At 48.3% G+C, this 17,743-nt stretch carries 13 protein-coding genes; 8 read left to right on the forward strand and 5 right to left on the reverse strand.

The features are described from left to right. Window positions 1–122: 122 nt before the first annotated feature. From KNP03_RS09675 to guaC, 5 genes are all read left to right on the forward strand, one after another. Complete coding sequence (locus KNP03_RS09675; protein WP_214828807.1) at window positions 123–2,132, forward strand: catalase; 2,010 nt, start codon at window positions 123–125, stop codon at window positions 2,130–2,132. Window positions 2,133–2,238: 106 nt separating this feature from the next. Further along, window positions 2,239–3,498 carry an MFS transporter gene (locus tag KNP03_RS09680; protein WP_214828809.1) on the forward strand — a complete coding sequence of 420 codons (1,260 nt, stop codon included), beginning with the start codon at window positions 2,239–2,241 and terminating at the stop codon, window positions 3,496–3,498. 136 nt (window positions 3,499–3,634) lie between these two features. After that, window positions 3,635–4,819 carry an MFS transporter gene (locus KNP03_RS09685; protein WP_214828811.1) on the forward strand — a complete coding sequence of 395 codons (1,185 nt, stop codon included), beginning with the start codon at window positions 3,635–3,637 and terminating at the stop codon, window positions 4,817–4,819. 109 nt (window positions 4,820–4,928) lie between these two features. Beyond that, on the forward strand, window positions 4,929–6,989 hold the full coding sequence (locus KNP03_RS09690; RefSeq protein WP_214828813.1) for a PAS domain S-box protein: 2,061 nt from the start codon (window positions 4,929–4,931) through the stop codon (window positions 6,987–6,989). 199 nt (window positions 6,990–7,188) lie between these two features. Further along, window positions 7,189–8,172, forward strand: coding sequence for a GMP reductase (guaC, locus tag KNP03_RS09695; protein ID WP_214828815.1), 984 nt, complete (start codon window positions 7,189–7,191; stop codon window positions 8,170–8,172). Window positions 8,173–8,194: 22 nt separating this feature from the next. Here the strand turns inward: guaC and KNP03_RS09700 are convergent, their stop codons facing one another. The 5 genes from KNP03_RS09700 to KNP03_RS09720 form a co-directional block, all read right to left on the reverse strand. Further along, a complete protein-coding gene (locus KNP03_RS09700; protein WP_214828817.1) occupies window positions 8,195–8,626 on the reverse strand; it encodes a GNAT family N-acetyltransferase in 432 nt (143 codons plus the stop codon). Further along, a complete protein-coding gene (locus KNP03_RS09705) occupies window positions 8,623–9,483 on the reverse strand; it encodes an MBL fold metallo-hydrolase (protein ID WP_214828819.1) in 861 nt (286 codons plus the stop codon). Before KNP03_RS09705 ends, KNP03_RS09700 begins: the two co-directional genes overlap by 4 nt. Further along, entirely contained in the window at window positions 9,471–10,220 is a 750-nt protein-coding gene (locus KNP03_RS09710; protein WP_214828821.1) for a P-loop NTPase family protein, read from the reverse strand. The genes KNP03_RS09705 and KNP03_RS09710 overlap by 13 nt, the downstream gene beginning before the upstream one ends. A 12-nt stretch (window positions 10,221–10,232) precedes the next feature. Further along, window positions 10,233–13,409 (reverse strand): EAL domain-containing protein, encoded by a 3,177-nt coding sequence (locus KNP03_RS09715; protein WP_214828822.1) that lies wholly within the window; start codon window positions 13,407–13,409, stop codon window positions 10,233–10,235. Between the two features lie 138 nt (window positions 13,410–13,547). After that, window positions 13,548–14,540 carry an LLM class flavin-dependent oxidoreductase gene (locus KNP03_RS09720; protein WP_214828823.1) on the reverse strand — a complete coding sequence of 331 codons (993 nt, stop codon included), beginning with the start codon at window positions 14,538–14,540 and terminating at the stop codon, window positions 13,548–13,550. A gap of 259 nt (window positions 14,541–14,799) precedes the next feature. On the opposite strand from KNP03_RS09720, the gene KNP03_RS09725 reads away from it, so the two are divergent. The 3 genes from KNP03_RS09725 to rluF all read left to right on the forward strand — a co-directional run bounded on the left by KNP03_RS09725 (window position 14,800) and on the right by rluF (window position 17,687). Continuing rightward, window positions 14,800–16,173: a YjiH family protein gene (locus KNP03_RS09725; RefSeq protein WP_214828824.1), complete on the forward strand. Its 1,374-nt coding sequence runs from the start codon at window positions 14,800–14,802 to the stop codon at window positions 16,171–16,173. 71 nt (window positions 16,174–16,244) lie between these two features. Further along, window positions 16,245–16,892 (forward strand): C39 family peptidase, encoded by a 648-nt coding sequence (locus KNP03_RS09730; protein ID WP_214828825.1) that lies wholly within the window; start codon window positions 16,245–16,247, stop codon window positions 16,890–16,892. A gap of 84 nt (window positions 16,893–16,976) precedes the next feature. Next, a complete protein-coding gene (gene rluF / locus KNP03_RS09735; protein ID WP_214828826.1) occupies window positions 16,977–17,687 on the forward strand; it encodes a 23S rRNA pseudouridine(2604) synthase RluF in 711 nt (236 codons plus the stop codon). The last annotated feature ends 56 nt before the right edge of the window (window positions 17,688–17,743 follow it).

The following is a 17,743-nucleotide window of genomic DNA, read 5'->3' on the forward strand; positions in this document are numbered from 1 at the left end:
TTCTATTTCCAAATTTCCTCTTTTTTCAAAAAAGAGGGTTTGTTTATAACGTATAGGGAACATCCATACAGTAGGTCAAATCGGGACTTATAGGGTCAGTTATACTTAAGGGAGGAAATCATATGGGAAACAAGAAAGAGGAGCAGTTAAAACAACATACAATTAATAACGAGCAAAAAGCCGGATTTACGACAAATCAAGGGCTAAAGATGGCAGAAGACGAATTCTCGCTTAAAGCAGGACGTCGGGGTCCGACATTAATTGAAGACTTTCACTTCCGGGAAAAAATGACGCATTTCGACCATGAACGAATTCCGGAGCGGATTGTTCACGCTCGTGGTGTCGGAGCCCATGGAGAATTTCAAGTATATGAACCTCTTGCCGAGTTCACAAAAGCTGATTTCTTAAACGATCCATCGAAGACAACACCGGTATTTGTTCGTTTCTCGACGGTCCAAGGGTCACGAGGTTCTGGAGATACGGTTCGCGATGTTCGGGGATTCGCAACCAAATTTTATACAGACGAAGGAAATTACGATCTGGTTGGAAATAACATGCCGGTCTTCTTTATCCAAGATGCCATTAAGTTCCCTGATCTCATCCATGCGGTCAAACCTGAACCACATACAGAAGTTCCCCAAGGCGGGAGTGCGCATGATACATTTTGGGACTTCGTTGGACAAAATCACGAAACGGCACATATGGTTATGTGGGCGATGAGTGACCGCGGCATTCCCCGCAGCCTTCGCATGATGGAAGGATTCGGGGTGCATACGTTCCGACTCGTCAATGCAGAAGGTAAATCTCACTTCGTCAAATTCCACTGGAAACCAAAGCTTGGTGTCCATTCTCAAGTGTGGGACGAAGCCCAAAAAGCACTCGGAAAGAATGCCGATTTCCATCGAGTTGATTTGTATGAAGCAATTGAAAAAGGGGATTATCCTGAATGGGAGCTTGGTCTGCAACTTGTTCCTGAAGAAGATGAATTCAAATATGATTTTGATTTACTGGACCCAACTAAGCTATGGCCGGAAGAAGACATTCCCGTTAAACTTGTCGGCAAGATGACATTGAACCGAAATGTCGATAACTTCTTTGCAGAAACCGAGCAAGTCGCGTTTCACCCAGGACACCTCGTCCCAGGAATCGACTTCTCAAACGACCCACTCCTACAAGGTCGCCTATTCTCGTATACCGATACACAATTATCACGTCTTGGTGGACCAAACTTCCATCAAATCCCGATTAATAAACCGGTCTGTCCGTTCCACAACAACCAACGGGACGGAATGCATCAAATGACTGTCCATAAAGGTCAAACCAGCTATCACAAAAATGCCCTCAATGACAATCAACCCGAGCCGGTTCCAGTTGAACAAGGCGGGTTTGAGCACTATCAAGAAAAGATTGAGGGACATAAAATCCGAGGACGAAGCGACAGTTTCCTCGATTTTTATTCACAAGCAAAACTCTTCTATAACAGTATGACCGACGTTGAGAAGCAACACATTCAGGACGCCTGCAGCTTTGAACTCGGGAAATGCGAATCTGACATGGTGAAAGAAAATGCCGTTGATTTGTTAAACCATATCGATCGTCATCTCGCCGAAGTCGTCGCAGACAACTTGGGAATAAGTGCACCTGAGGAAAACCATGAAGTTGAATTGGACAAGACCTCTCCTGCCCTCTCGATGGCGAACACGATCAAAAAAACGGACACGAAGAGCGTCGCACTTCTCCTTGTCGGTGACGTTGATGCGAATCAAGTGAAACAATGGGTTCAAACATTGGCAGACAACCGGATCAACTATAGCCTCATCGGCAAAAAAGCGTATACGCTGGGCGATTTAAAAGTGAAGGAAACATATGACACCGTAGACTCTAGTTTATTTGATGCTGCCTTCTTAGTGAGTGCAGCAGAAAAAATTGAAGACGACGTGCTCGAATTTATCGAGAATACGTACAAACACTATAAACCGCTCGCTCTTCATGTGCATCATAAAGAGGCACTCTCCACGTGTCGTGTGAAGAGGGACCAACCTGGTGTCTTCAATTTTGCTGAGCATAACCTCGATGGATTCGACTCATTTATCGACGCGATAGCTCAAGCTCGTTTTTGGGATCGCGCTTGACCCCCAACCCGACCTTTTATTGGTCGGGTTTTTTCATTCTCCTTTCTTTCCCCCTCCTCTGAATATATACTAAGGGGGGTATATCGTTATTAAAGGGGGAGTATCCTTGAAACAGACAATCGAATCATACGTAGCAGATGTGGAAAAACAACGACGACTCTATAAACGAACGCTGGTCATTGTCGTGTTATCACAGATCTTCGGAGGAGCCGGACTTGCGGCCGGCATCACGGTAGGCGCCTTACTTGCACGAGATTTATTGGGCACCGATGCGTACGCCGGTGTTCCGACGGCATTATTCACGCTTGGGTCAGCCGGCGCCGCCTTTTTGATCGGCATGATGTCACAGCGCGTCGGACGCCGGTTCGGACTCGCTACGGGCTTTATTACCGGGGCAATTGGGGCGTTCGGGGTCATCATCGCAGCGACGGCCGAGAGCATTCCGCTCTTATTTTTCTCACTCCTCATCTATGGGGCCGGGACGGCGACGAACCTTCAAGCCCGCTATGCCGGAACAGACTTGGCAAATTCAACTGAACGAGCCACAGCAGTCAGTATCGCTATGGTTTCCACAACGTTCGGTGCAGTGGCAGGACCGAATTTAGTCGGACCGATGGGGCGCATCGCAGATACCATCGGTTTACCTACGTTATCGGGACCGTTTCTTCTCGCGGGAGTCGCCTATTTGTTAGCCGGACTCGTCTTATTGATCTTTTTAAACCCGGACCCGTTACTCGTCGCACGCGCCATTGAACATTCTCAGCGAACTAAGCATCAAACCTCCCTCTCTGACGGAAGTGAGGTTTCCGATTGCCGGGGAGTCTATGTCGGTGCCTTCGTGATGGTGCTCAGTCAAATCGTCATGGTCGCTATCATGACAATGACGCCTGTACACATGAGACAGCACGGGCATGAGCTGGGTGCCGTCGGTCTCGTCATCGGATTCCACATCGGGGCCATGTATCTTCCGTCTCTCGTCACAGGTGTGCTTGTCGATAAGATTGGCCGGGATGTGATGGCAATCGCCTCCGGTGTCACGCTCTTTTTCGCGGGTGTCGTGGCGGCGTATGCACCGGCAGACTCACTTTTCCTATTGATCATCGGTCTTGTATTGCTTGGCGTCGGTTGGAATTTTGGTCTTATCAGTGGAACTGCCATTCTCGTAGATGCCACCACACCTGAGACACGGGCGAAAACGCAGGGATCTGTGGACGTTTGGATTGCACTATCCGGAGCTTCTGGAGGGATGTTGTCCGGTGTGATTGCGGCACAGTCCAGTTATTTAATGCTCTCCTTGCTCGGCGGTATCATTTCCCTTGTTCTGGTTCCGCTCGTATTATGGTATCGAAAACACCCTGTCTCTTAATGAAGTTAGCCGGCAGCTTGAACTGTCGGCTTTATTAATACCTGAATCAAGACAACGTCTGAACGTATCTGTTATACTCCTTTAGTTATGTTTATTAACTATTTAGTTTCAGATAAACAAGGAGGCGTCATTTCAGATGCAACACCAGGTACAAAAACTCTGGACGAAAGATTTTTTAATTATTTCTCTCGTCAACTTTTTCTTGACGCTCATCTTCTTCCTTCTCATGGTCACGATCGGTGTTCATGCCGTTGAGGCTTATGGTGCGACGACAAGTCAGGCTGGTCTTGTGACCGGCATATTTATTATCGGGACATTGACGGGACGACTGTTCATCGGGCGACTCATCGATTCGATTGGTCGAAAACGAACACTCTTGATGGGACTTACGTTCTTCACGCTGACTATCTTACTTTACTTTTTACAGTGGGGCGTCGGATTCTTGTTGCTGACCCGGTTCGTGCACGGTCTCGGGATGGGGTTATCAAGTACGGCGACGGGAACGATTGTTGCCCAAGTCATCCCTCCCGCACGAAAAGGGGAAGGAATTGGTTACTACAGTATGAGTTCGACGCTCGCGACCGCAATCGGTCCGTTCGTCGGCCTGTTACTCAGTCAGCACACCAACTTCTCGGTCATCTTTATTCTGTGCTTTGTAATCGGGTTGATCAGTCTGTTCAGCTCTCTTATGGTTGACGTCCCGGAAGCGAATGAGCCGGAGCTGGTCCGCGGATTTTCTTTAAAATCATTCGTCGAACCAAAAGCCCTTCCGATTGCACTCATCATCGGGCTGGCTGCGCTCAGTTATTCGAGTGTTCTTTCATACATTAACTTTTATGCCAACGAACTCGATTTACTTGAGGCGGCGAGCGTCTTCTTCCTCGTCTACTCTGTCGCCGTCCTGCTCTCCCGCCCCATCACTGGAAAACTGATGGATCGGCGCGGAGCGAATGTCGTCATGTATCCGGCCATCGCCCTGTTCTCTATCGGATTACTCGTATTGAGTCAGGCAGACAGCGCCTGGACCTTGCTATTATCCGGTGTCCTGATTGGTCTCGGATTCGGCAATATCCAATCCGGTACCCAAGCGATCGCCGTCAAAGCGTCCCCTCCACATCGGATGGGGATGGCGACTTCGACGTTTTTCATCGCCCTGGATGCAGGACTCGGATTTGGGCCGTACTTTATCGGGCTCCTCATCCCGTTGATGGGTTTCTCACAACTTTATCTCGGTCTCGCCGGTCTCGTCTTCGTCACCTTGTATGTATATTACGTGATGAACGGACGCGTCGAACACGAAAAAATGAAGCACGCCGCCTGACAGGATTGAATTCAATCCTGTCTTTTTTTGAAAGTTCACACATTTGCATCTCGTTACGGTAAGATAAAAATGACGTGTAAAAAAGTAATGAATGAAACGAGGGACATACATGCAAGCTGACCACACACTCCAACACAATACTTCGATTTTACTTCGAACGTTTGATAAAATCTCCGACTTTGTGTTTTTCATGGAAGTCGACGGCTCAGCGTATCGCTATGTCTTTGTGAACGAACCAGGGAAGCGGGCAATCAACTGGTCGGATGACGATTTCGGAAAGTCGATTGATGAATTGGTCCCTTCCGAGACAGCTGCTTTGATCAAAATGCATTATGATGAGGCTGTGCAAACAGGGAAAAGTGTCGTGTATGAAGATTATCGACTCGCCGACTCATTCTATACCGACACGGTCGAATCAAATGATGTCTTAACGTTGCCACTCGATTACTTCGAATCTGAAGTGACACCGATTTTTGACGAGAGTGGCACCTGTACCCACATTGTCTCGGTCGTTCGGGAAGTTACGGAACGAAAGCGCCGTGAATTGGAGTTGTCCATCTTACGAGATCACCACGAGTCACTCCGCCGCTATTCTCCGCACGGAATCTTTGTGCTCGATCATAACTTGAACATCAAATCCATCAACCCTGCCGTTTCAGCGATTACAGGCTATGATGAAAACGATTTGGCACATCGTCCTTTTTTAGGTTTGCTACCACAAGAGGAGCGGGCACGCGTACATAAAAGTCTTCAATTTGCATTGACCGGTATCCCACACAAGTACCACATTTATGCCTACAAACAATCCGGAGAACGACTCGACCTCGCAGTCCTGAACATCCCGATTGAAATTGGCGGCAATATCACGGGCTTGTTCGCGATTATTATCGATTTGACACCGGAAAAAAATGCGGAGCGCGCGACAAAGGAAAGCGAACGCCGCTATCGTCAACTGATTGAAACGATTCCGGAAGGGATTATTGTCCATCGGGAAGGACAGATTCTTTACGCGAACGCGATGGCACTTCAAACAATCGGAGAAACGTACCTCGAGAGTGAATCAATCTTCTCGTTCATCGCGGCAGAGTATCATGAGCAGACAAAGGTCCGTTTGGCAAGACTCGCCATCGGTGGCCCTGTACATGATACGGAAATGATTGTAGTTACTCCGAAGCAAAACCGCCTGCACATGGACATCAGCAGTCTATTGATCGATTATGAAGGCACGACGGCCGTTCTGACGATTTTACGGGATGTGACTGAGAAGCGGGCAATGGAACAAGCATTGAAGCAGAGCGAGACGCAGTATCGTTTGATTACCGAGAATATGAGCGATCTCGTCTGTATTCTCGAACGAAACGGCCTCGTCCGGTACGCATCCCCTTCCCATCGTGCAGTATTAGGTTTTGTCCCGAACTACTACGAAGGAAAGAACTCCCTGGACTTCATTCATCCGGAGGATGTCGACGCAGTGAGAAGACAACTCCGAAAGTTGACGGAAGAAGATGCGCCGTTGACACTCGAATTTAGACACTTCCATGCGGATCAGCGATGGATCTGGCTCGAGACGAAAATCCAAGCCATCTATGACGACTTCGGAAATTTGTTGCACTACTTAACCGTCAGCCGTGAAATCATGCAACGAAAAGCGTTAGAAAAACAGTTGAAACATATGGCCTATCACGATACGTTAACCGATTTGCCGAACCGACGCTATTTCCTCGCTTATCTGGACGAGGCCATTTCAACAATCAACCAGAGCGAAGAAGAACTTGCCGTCCTCGCCCTTGATGTGGACCGGTTCAAACATATCAATGACACGTTCGGGCATGATGTAGGGGATGAATTACTGCGTCAACTCGCACATCGATTAACAAACGTACTGCGAAAACAGGATATGATTGCCCGGCTCGGGGGCGATGAATTTGCGGTCTTGATTCGTTTTACTGACATCTCTGCCCTGCATCGCGTCTCCGAAAAGATCATTTATGCACTGCAGCGCCCTTGGCAGATTGAAGAACATACCTTCATCACCACTTCAAGTGTTGGGGTTGCCCGGTTCGTGAACGGTTTGTCAACGAAACAACTATTAAAACGTGCCGACCTTGCTTTATACGAGGCCAAAGCAGGCGGTCGAAATCAATATGCACTAGCTAAAGACCACTGTTGAGTGGTCTTTTTTCACGTGAAACATCTTATTAATACCTAATAATCGAACATTTAACGGCTAAACACTTCATAACATTCTTTTTTAAGTTGGGAATTCTGCTAAATCCTTTGACTTCTTTTCATTATTACGTTATATTACCGAATGGACGAAGTATTATTACAAATAAAAACCGAAATGTTCGGTATTAGGGGTGTTCCGAGTGGATAAAGTATTTGATTATGAAGATATTCAATTAATTCCCGCAAAATGTGTCGTAGATAGTCGTTCAGAGTGTGACCCAAGCATCGAATTGGGTGGATTCACTTTTCGACTACCTGTCGTACCGGCTAACATGCAGACCATCATTGATGAAAAAGTAGCCCTAATGCTTGCTCAAAACGGATATTTCTATATCATGCACCGCTTCAATCCCGAAGCACGTCTTGCTTTCATTCAAGACATGCATGAACGAGGTCTTTATGCCTCGATCAGTGTCGGGGTCAAGCAAGAAGAATACGGGTTTATCGAAACACTGGCGAAGACAGGTCATACCCCTGAGTTCATTACCATCGATATTGCCCACGGTCATTCAAACGCCGTCATTCGCATGATTCAACATATTAAACACCATTTGCCGGGGTCATTCGTCATTGCGGGGAATGTCGGGACACCCGAAGCCGTGCGCGAGCTCGAACACGCAGGAGCCGATGCGACGAAAGTTGGGATCGGTCCGGGGAAAGTGTGCATTACGAAAATCAAAACCGGATTTGGCACGGGCGGATGGCAGCTTGCCGCACTGCGTTGGTGTGCAAAGGCAGCTACGAAACCGATTATTGCGGATGGGGGAATTCGCACGCACGGTGATATCGCCAAATCGATTCGTTTCGGTGCCTCGATGGTGATGATTGGCTCACTTTTCGCCGGACATGATGAATCTCCGGGGGGGACGTTCGAACAGGACGGGAAAGTGTTAAAAGAGTACTTCGGGTCTGCTTCTGAATTCCAAAAAGGGGAACGTAAGAATGTGGAAGGGAAAAAGATGTACGTTGAGCATAAAGGGGCATTACAAGACACCTTGACAGAGATGGAACAAGATCTCCAGTCCGCAATCTCCTATGCTGGAGGAGACAATTTGGACGCGTTACGCACCGTGGATTATGTCATGGTCAAAAATTCAATCTTCAACGGGGATAAAGTATATTAAAAAGGCGACTCGCGTCGCCTTTTTATAGTGATTTTGTCATCATGTAATAATCCGACCCGGGCGGGAAATCATGTAAAACACCAGCCACTTCGTAACCGAATTTCTCGTAAAATGCTTTCGCCTGAAATGAAAAAGTCGTTAGTTTAACGTATTTCGCCCCAAGTTGAATCGCTTGGCGCTCCCCTTCTTGCAGAAGCCTCGTGCCAATTCCTGTTTTCGCGTGATCCGCGTCCACCCATAACCGGTCGAGGTCGAACCATCCCCAGTAGACGCTTCCGAACAATCCCCCAATCACTTCGCCACGCTCTTCCACTTTCAATTGAATGACGGGTACGTTAGCATTGCGAATCTGACGATGATGGAAAGAATGGAGATCGTTATAGGCGCGTAGTTTCCCGGTTAAAAAGTGTTGAAACGCTTCATTTTCTTCGTGAATTTGAATGATGTCACTCAACGGGAACCCTCCGATCCATTTGCAAAAAAGGTAATCAACTCCTGCTCTTCTTCATCGGTTTTCCGATTGACCAGACGTTCGTATTCCGTCGTGATACACTCTTTATTTCCCGGGAAATTTATCGTGATTTCCGCAATTTTTCGAAGTGCATCACGATCTTTCTCATACGCGGCACGATGGACGACTTCCCCATGTGACCAGACGTAATCATTGGCATCAAATTCATCAATCGCGTCCAACAAGCGCAAGGTTTCAGTCGCTGTCATCCGCCAGGAAGAGGCATACAGATTGGCATAGAGCGCATCTCCTAAAAATAATATCTTTTCCTCCGGAATATAGACGACGACTGCGTCAGCCGCATGATCTCCTCCGACATGCTTCAACACTGCCCGTACGCCGCCAAGTTCAATCGTCACGGATTCATTGAACGTGAGTGTCGGCAACGTAATTCGAATTGATCGGTCTGCGCCATACTCTTTTCGAATGGCCGCCGCACAAAACTCAATTTCAATTCCCGCCTGAACCCGCTCTGTTAGTGCATCATCATCCCATGTATAGGGAAGCAGATTTTCCATTTCCCGCTTTGTCGCTTCACTTGAGATGGAAAGAACGTTTGGCAGGGCGGACAACCCGAAAATATGATCCCAATGCCAGTGGGTCAACGCGAGAAAAGAAGGCGAGCTGACTCCTTGCCGTTCAAGTTCCTCGATGAAAAAACGGGCATGGGCCTCAGAATTTCCCGCATCAATCATCAATGTGTACGTCTCCCCAACAACTGCGCCCAATATCGGACGATCGGTTTCTTCAACAGGCGTCATGTACCAAAAACGCTCCGAATGACGGATTAATCGTTGCATGACGGGACCTCCAGCATCTTTTTCAGTCCTTCTAAAGAGCGACGCTCATCGTTTGGAATCACGAGATGATGCAGTGCCAATCGATTCAATAGCTTCATCTCACGCTCCTGACGTTCCTTTAAGATCTCAATCGTTCCGTCGACACCCTGGTGGTTACAACGTTTTGCATAATGCTGACTCGTATAATACGCAACGAATCCTGTCTGCCACCCTTCCGGACGCTCAGCATACACCTGCCGAAACACCTTTTCCACATTCTGTGTCTCTAAATATATGACTGTTGGTGCAAGCGGTCTGACGACTTCAGCAATCTCAGATACATATGCCTCGATTTGCTCGTGCGGGACATCTTGTGCGACCATTCCGATTGTAAAGGGATTCTGCAGAAACGCACATTCAAAAATATAGCGCTGTCCGTTCTGCTTTACCTGTTCGACAAACTGACGCCACCGCGCAAGCATGATTCGAGCATGCTGTTCAAACGGTAGCTCATATACGTCTGTCCCGGCAATCGCATCCCCTGACCCATACCGTACAAGCCATCCGCCATCCGCTTCACCTAAAACTTCGCCCTGCACCGGTTGCTCCTGCAACCAGTACACACCATGAACATCGACCGGATGATTCGCATCGACCTCAGAATAAAATGTGGCTTTATTCTCAGCATCACGTAGCGCCTCGCAAAATGTCGACTTCCCGCTTCCTGGTAATCCCTCAATCAACCATAGCTTCCCCATAGAGAATCTCCCTTACTGTCTTTGATAAGTGTCATACACGTAATAATGGTTTCCGCCATTGTTTTTCGCGACATACATGGCAGCATCCGCCTGATGGATCAACTCATCCACCGATTCCAAATTGGATGTCGATGAGATGCCGATACTTGCAGATAGCTTGATTAATTCGTTGTTGGAACCCCTTATTTCCCCGGAAATTTCTTTGTTCAACGTCTCGATTTCTTTCGAGGAGAACGCTACTCCGGCTTTTTCATGAACGATTAAAAATTCATCTCCCGCAAAACGGTAGGCCTTGCCTCCGAAACGTTCTGTGAAGGACACGATCCGATTCGCTGTTTCGATGAGTACTTCATCTCCAATCAAATGACCATACAAATCATTCACCCGTTTGAAATCATCGAGGTCGATGAACAGAAGCGTCGCCGCCTGGGAACGATTCATTTTTTTATAAAGATCCGTCATAAAGGCATGCCGGTTTGCCAATTTCGTCAGCGGGTCTTGTTTGGCTAAACGTGCAACCTCTTGATGTTTTCGTTCTTTACGAATTTCATTCTCCATCCACCGGGTCACGAGAAGTGTCGTGTCCGTCAATTCTTGAATCACGTCTCGGTCAACGATATCGTTCAGGTTTCCCTGCTCCGCTAAGAACACCACCCAGCCGAATGTTTGACGATCCTGCACGAGTGGCAGACTGATCATCGAAGCGAATGAAATATCCTGGATGACGAGTTCATCTTGTTGCAACTTTTGATGACCGGTTGTCGTCAGCCGATGGAGTTGACGCAACGCCTGTTCATCCCATTCTAATTGGGAGACCCCTCGCTCAGACAGGAGTCGGTATCCTTTCTCAACGGAAAAAACGATGGCATGGGAATACCCTACCCATTCCATAATTACGTCTTGAATCCGCTCCAATTGCTCTTTGAACGGAATTTGCAGAGACGTGACTTCATATAATGATTCGAGTGCCTGCTGTCGACTGCCATGACGGCGCGTTTCTTCCGACAACTCCACTTCCGCCATCACCCAGTGCGAAAATTCTTCGAGCGTCCGCAACGCATCCGCATCAAACGTCCGGGCTTGATTGTCCACGACACAGAGGGTTCCGATGACATGCCCCCCTTTCGTGATGAGTGGGACACCCGCATAAAAACCGACCTTCTTCAGCCAAGGACTGTCACTTTCCAGATTGGCTGCCGCGACATCCTCCATCACAAATGGCGCTCCACTCGACACCACCCGATTACAAAGCGTCCATTCCCGTTTCAAATAAGACGCCTCCAGCTCGATTCCTTCACATGATTTAAACCATTGCTGATCCGTCGTCATGATAGAAATGAAGGCGATTGGCACTTGCAGTGTTTTCGTCACGAGTCGTGTGATTCGGTCATAGCGTTCTTCCTGGGGCGTATTCAGTATCTCAAGTCGCAGGATTGTTTTTAAGCGCTCTGTCTCCGACTCATTCAACGACGGTTTCAAGAGGCGTTTTCCCACACTGGTTTTCGATAGCACGGCGTGTTGTGCGTGCAGAATGTCGAGGGCGGGAGCGATGTCTGTTGGCAACATCGGACGACTGAAGAAGTACCCTTGGACGTCATCACAACCAAGTTGCTGCACGACCTGGTATTGCGCCTCCGTTTCTACCCCTTCTGCCGTGACCTCAAGGTTCAATTTTTTCGCGAGCGAGACGATGAGTTTGACGATTTCATATTCTTTCAATCCGTTTTCTTGATCGAGCTGTGAGATGAAAGACCGGTCAATTTTGATTCCATCGATTTCAAACATTTTTAAATAGTTCAACGAGGAATAACTGACGCCGAAGTCATCAATTAATAATCGAACCCCTCTGTTTTTCAAAGACTCTACCGTCTTGATGGCCGCAACAGGTTCTTGCATGAGCGTGTGCTCTGTCACTTCAAACTCGAATTGTGTCGCTTGCAACTGATATTGCGCGATGACATCCATCATTCCGTCCATATAGTCCTGACGGAACAGCATCGGTGATATATTGACCGCGACGCGTCGTTCACCGAAGACCGAAGCGTGTTCACGAATGTTCTGGCAAACACGATGCATGACAAATTCCGTGACGTCTTCGATTAGCAAGGACTGCTCAGCGATCCGGATAAACGTTTCTGGTGACACGTTTCCGAGTATAGGATTCGTCCAGCGAACAAGTGCCTCGAAATGAATCGTTCCGTCCATCGAAACCTTCGGCTGGTATACCATGTACAGCTCATCTTGTCGCAACCCTTTGACAAGCTCTGCTTCAATGGTGATTTCGTCGATGTATCGTTGAACATAGTCATCGTGTTCATATAACCGAATGGTTTGTTTCCCGGCATGTCGCGCCTCGACCAAAGCCGTGGAGGCGTTCAAAATGATGCGGTCCGCATCTACTGTCCCCGCACTGATCCCGATACATCCTGAAAGCGGAAACTCCGCTTCCGCAACTCGGTAAGCGTTTGTCGCAATCATCTCAAGCAACTGCTCGGCATAGATATGAGCCTCTTTCAACGATACATAGGGCAGTACCGCGATAAAGTCTTCCCCGTCGACCCGGCCAATCAGTGAACCTTTCGGAAGCGTATTTGCCACTTGGCGTGTGATTTCCTTGATCAATTGATTTGATCGCTCTACCCCCTGTAGCGACATCATCATTTTAAAGCGGTTGATGTGGAGTCGCATGACACTCGTCTCCTCATTCCCCTCTGCTTCAAACAACTTTTCGAGCTCCAGTTTCACCTTCATCAAGTTCGGCATTCCGGTCAAATAATCAATATGTTCAATACTGCGGAGTAATTTAAGTTCGGCTTCTTCTGACAAATCCGTTGTTAGCCCGATGACATAGCGGACTTCTCCCTCTATGTCTTCAACCGGAACCAACATCGACGAGGCAAAGCGCGCCGTATTGGCTTCGATGTTCATTTTGGACATGAAATAGACCGGTTCACCTGTCAAGACAACCTGATCGTAATGATGAATCAGTTCATCTGCTACCTCCGTCCGATACATCTCATGTAAATAACGACCCGCCACATTCTCAGGAAGCGAGGAAGCAATTCTTGCCTGTTCACTGACTTGGACGTAGCGGTACCCATCCGACGTAACTTCCATCAAAAATACCATTCGATACAAGCGAACAAACAAATCGAACAGATATTGTGGGTCCCCTTTCATATGTTTCATACACTACCTCCATTGATACAGTTTCCTCTAGTGTAGAACGTTTTTACGCTAATGTAGAGAAGACCTTTCAAAAAAAGGTAAAGTGTTTTTTGAATTATTGAAAAACTCCTTCCCCATAACGGAGAAGGAGCTTAAAAATCAAAGCAATTCGTTTGCGAGCAGGCGATACACGTTCAAACGGTCACGCTGCTTATGTTGGATACTGCAAATCATCGCTTCATCGAAACCGTATCGTTCGGATTCGTCTCGAAGTTGCTGGGCGATCTGTTTTGGCGTGCCGACAAGATGAATGGCCCGGTTGTTGGCGATATGCATGCGATCGACTTCCGTGAGCGGATATTCCTGCGCGGCTTCCGGAGTCAATAGTTGGCGCAACTGCCCCCGCATTAAAAAGAGACGGGATAAATCAGACGGACGGGCCAAATATTCCGCTTCTTCTTCCGTTTCGGCTGTCGTCACCAAATACGTGACGCTGATGTCCGGTTTCTCCATAAAATCAGACGGGGTGAAGTGGTGGCGATACGTATCAAGCGTGTCGGCACTCAGTTCCCCGTTGAAAAATTGAGCAAACGAATAACCGAGACCCATTCGTCCCGCCTGTACGGCACTACTTCCGCTTGAACCGAGCAACCACGCCTCGGGAAGGGTGATGCCGGTCGGAGCGGCCGGCGTGTTCTTATACCATCTCTCTTCAGGCGCTTCATCTTTGATCAATTGAAGCGTCGTATCGAGCTTTTCGTAAAGACCGTCCATCATCGGTTTTTGCCCTTGAGACATCGCATAGATGGCGTTCGCGTCTCCTCCCGGTGCACGACCAACGCCAAAATCGATTCGGCCTGGAGCCAGAGCGCTGAGCGTTTTGAACACTTCCGCCATCTTCAGTGGCGAATAGTGCATCATCATGATGCCGCCGGACCCGAGACGAATCTTGTTCGTTTTCGCCGCCAGATAGGCCGTGATGACCTCCGGAGCCGAACTCGCAAACGACATGCCACCGTGGTGCTCGGCCATCCACATGCGGTAATATCCTAACTCCTCTGCGACTTGCGCAAGCTCGACAGCACTCTTCAATGCATGCTCACCCGTATGACCCGACGTGACCGGTGCCTGGTCTAACACACTCAATCTCATGATGCATTCTCCTATCTCTATAATGAAGTTTCTAAATATCTTGAATTTGTTGGACTCGCCGTCATCATACTAAATGCCTATAGGGAATACGAATGTTTTGCCTAGTGCCTCACAATTATTTTTAGAAAATTCACGCATTTGGTTGATAGCACCTGGTCATATTTTTTATACTGAGAAAGAAATACGTTTTAATAAGGGCTGGATGTGTAATGGGGATACATAGACAGCACAAACACTTCGGGGAAATGGGGAATGCATCATGAATGGTTTATCAGCACCAGACGGAAAGAAACCTTCTTTTTCGAGTCGAGACTTTTTAAAATTCTTGATTCCATCGCTCATCGGCATCATGTTTTTCATCGTACCAATCTCATCAGAGGAAGGCTTTACGATTCCGGTTGCCTTCTTGTCCAATCTATTGATTGACTGGATCGGGGATTACGTCCCGACACTAGCTGTCATCATGATGGGCGTCTCGATTTTCGGATCGTTGCTCTATTTCACTGCTCGTCCGGCATTCATCTCGAATAGCGCCTATCTAAGCACGTTATTCAGTCCGACGCCATTCTGGTTTGTTATGCGTGTCATCGGCTTCATCGTCGGGCTCCTGACGCTACTCGTCATCGGACCAGAAATCATTACGTCGGATAACACGGGTGGATTACTGTTAAACACGCTCATGCCGATCCTGTTCGCGACATTCTTGTTCGCCGGGATGTTACTGCCGCTCCTATTGAACTTCGGCTTACTCGAATTTGTCGGGACGCTTCTCATGAAAGTGATGCGTCCGCTCTTCCGCCTGCCGGGACGGGCCTCACTGGACTCGCTCGCGTCATGGGTCGGTGATGCGACGATTGGAATTCTGCTTACAACGAAGCAATATGAGGAAGGTTATTACACGAAGCGGGAGGCCTCCATCATTTCGACAACGTTCTCGGTCGTCTCGATTACCTTTACGATTGTCGTCCTCCAGTACATGAAGCTTGATGCCTACTTCCTGCAATATTACGGGGCCATCGTCTTTTCAGGGCTTGTCGCAGCCCTCATCATGCCACGGATTTATCCGCTCGTGAAAAAAGCGGATACGTCGTACGAGAAGGTCGAGCTACAACCGGAAGAACCCGTACCGTCTAATGTGTCCTTGACGAAATGGGCGCTCTCGCAGGCGTTGAACAAATCACAATCGAGTAAAGGTGCCATGGCCACGGTGAAAGACGGACTCAAAAACGTCCTCGATATGTGGGTTGGTGTCTTGCCTGTCGTCATGTCAGTCGGGACAATCGCGCTCGTCATCGCTGAATATACACCGTTCTTCACGATCATCGGGAAGCCTTTCGAGCCGATTTTGATGTTCCTTCAAGTCCCTGAGGCAGCCGAAGCGGCACAGACGATGGTCGTCGGATTTGCCGACATGTTCCTGCCTGCCGTGTTAGGGAGTGGGATCGAAAGTGAGTTGACACGTTTCGTCATCGCGACGGTATCGGTCACACAGTTGATTTACATGTCTGAAGTCGGTGGTTTGTTGCTTGGTTCGAAGCTACCTATCTCCTTCCTCGACCTTGTCTTGATTTTCTTATTACGTACTTTTATCACGCTTCCGATTATTGTCGGGATTGCACATTTAGTCTTTTAACACACTGACCCTTTCTCCTTTGTATGAGAGAGGGTCTTCTTTGTATACTGAAAGAAAAGGAGGTGGACAGGATGGAGCGTACGTATGCAGGGCAGTTAGAGGTGGCCAATAACGGCTATGCAGGAATCGTTGACCCGGAAGCGTATGTCAACGACCGGTATCATGGCAGTTGGACGCTCAAGCGAACCGTACGGATTCAAGGCGTCCCCGTCCTCCTTCAACGGGAGTTCGAACACGGAAAAAACAACTGCACGTTGACGTCGATTACGGCCGTCTTTCGTTTTTATCGCGACCAGGGATTCAACCATATTCCGGAGGACGTCAATCAAATTCAGCAGGACGTCCGTGACATCGCGATTGCCAATTATTTTAAAGATGAAAAAGGCACTCCTCCGACCCGGATCGCCACCATCGTCACAAAACTATGGAAGCGGTATGGATACGAGGGACACGGAAGTTCACGTTATTTATGGAAATGGTCGACATTCGAACGGGAATTGAGTGCCGGGCGCCCCTTCATCTTGAATATGGCCAATGGCTTCTATAAAAACCATTCTGTCACCGGGGTGGGCTATCTCCTCTTTGAGAAGCCGGGATTTCCAGATGTCGTTCTGCTTCAGGTCCTCGACAATCGTGTGAAGGAAGTTCGCTATATCGACTTCAATGAATTCAATTTTTGGGGCAGTATCACCCGCGTCTACCCTCCGAAGCTCGACTAAACGGAACCTGTTCGTTTCTTGTTTTCAGCTATGTAGAAAATGCGTTATAGTGAGAGGACGAAGCCAAACAAAGGACGTGTAATCATGCGCATCAATAAATTCATCAGTGAATCCGGCAAGGCGTCCCGCCGCCAAGCCGACCGCCTCGTCGAAGAGGGTCGGGTCACCATCAACGGGAAAAAAGCAAAAATCGGCGATCAGGTCAAACCAGGGGATGAAGTCCTCGTCAACGGTTCGATCGCCCGGGTCGCACGGAACAACGTGTACATCGCCGTCCATAAGCCGGTCGGGATCACGAGTACGACAGAGAAGAAGGTAAAAGGAAACTTGGTCGACATGGTCAACCACCCGCTCCGCATCTTCAACATCGGTCGTCTCGATAAGGACTCAGAAGGTCTCATCCTCATGACGAACGATGGCGATATCGTCAACGAGATTCTCCGTGCCGAAAACGAGCATGAGAAGGAATATATCGTCTCGGTCGATAAGCCGATCACACCGGAGTTCGTCGAACAGATGGAAGCCGGCGTCAAAATCCTCGGACAGAAGACCCTTCCGTGTAAAGTCCGTCCGCTCTCGAAGTTCGACTTCAACATCACCCTCACGCAAGGGCTCAACCGTCAAATCCGCCGCATGTGTGAGGCGCTCGGTTATGAAGTGTTTCGCCTCCAACGTGTGCGTATCATGAACATCACGCTCGGTAAGCTCCCGCCAGGCCAATGGCGCGACCTTTCGAAAAAAGAGCGTGAGCAGTTGTTCCGCGAATTGAATTACGAACCGAAAGAATGGTACTAAAACAAGCCCAGACGCGTCGTCCGGGCTTTATTCATGCAGTTCGAGTGATTAAAATT

The organism is Exiguobacterium algae, assembly GCF_018617875.1.
GTDB classification, from domain to species: Bacteria; Bacillota; Bacilli; order Exiguobacteriales; family Exiguobacteriaceae; genus Exiguobacterium; species Exiguobacterium algae.

What these genes read in the sequence shown, in the direction of transcription:
- KNP03_RS09675 (WP_214828807.1), top strand. Translation starts at nt 123, where the DNA reads ATGGGAAACAAGAAAGAGGAGCAGTTAAAACAACATACAATTAATAAC.
- KNP03_RS09685 (WP_214828811.1), top strand. Translation starts at nt 3,635, where the DNA reads ATGCAACACCAGGTACAAAAACTCTGGACGAAAGATTTTTTAATTATT.
- KNP03_RS09690 (WP_214828813.1), top strand. Translation starts at nt 4,929, where the DNA reads ATGCAAGCTGACCACACACTCCAACACAATACTTCGATTTTACTTCGA.
- KNP03_RS09705 (WP_214828819.1), bottom strand. Translation starts at nt 9,483, where the DNA reads ATGCAACGATTAATCCGTCATTCGGAGCGTTTTTGGTACATGACGCCT.
- KNP03_RS09710 (WP_214828821.1), bottom strand. Translation starts at nt 10,220, where the DNA reads ATGGGGAAGCTATGGTTGATTGAGGGATTACCAGGAAGCGGGAAGTCG.
- KNP03_RS09715 (WP_214828822.1), bottom strand. Translation starts at nt 13,409, where the DNA reads ATGAAACATATGAAAGGGGACCCACAATATCTGTTCGATTTGTTTGTT.
- KNP03_RS09720 (WP_214828823.1), bottom strand. Translation starts at nt 14,540, where the DNA reads ATGAGATTGAGTGTGTTAGACCAGGCACCGGTCACGTCGGGTCATACG.
- KNP03_RS09725 (WP_214828824.1), top strand. Translation starts at nt 14,800, where the DNA reads ATGAATGGTTTATCAGCACCAGACGGAAAGAAACCTTCTTTTTCGAGT.
- KNP03_RS09730 (WP_214828825.1), top strand. Translation starts at nt 16,245, where the DNA reads ATGGAGCGTACGTATGCAGGGCAGTTAGAGGTGGCCAATAACGGCTAT.
- rluF (WP_214828826.1), top strand. Translation starts at nt 16,977, where the DNA reads ATGCGCATCAATAAATTCATCAGTGAATCCGGCAAGGCGTCCCGCCGC.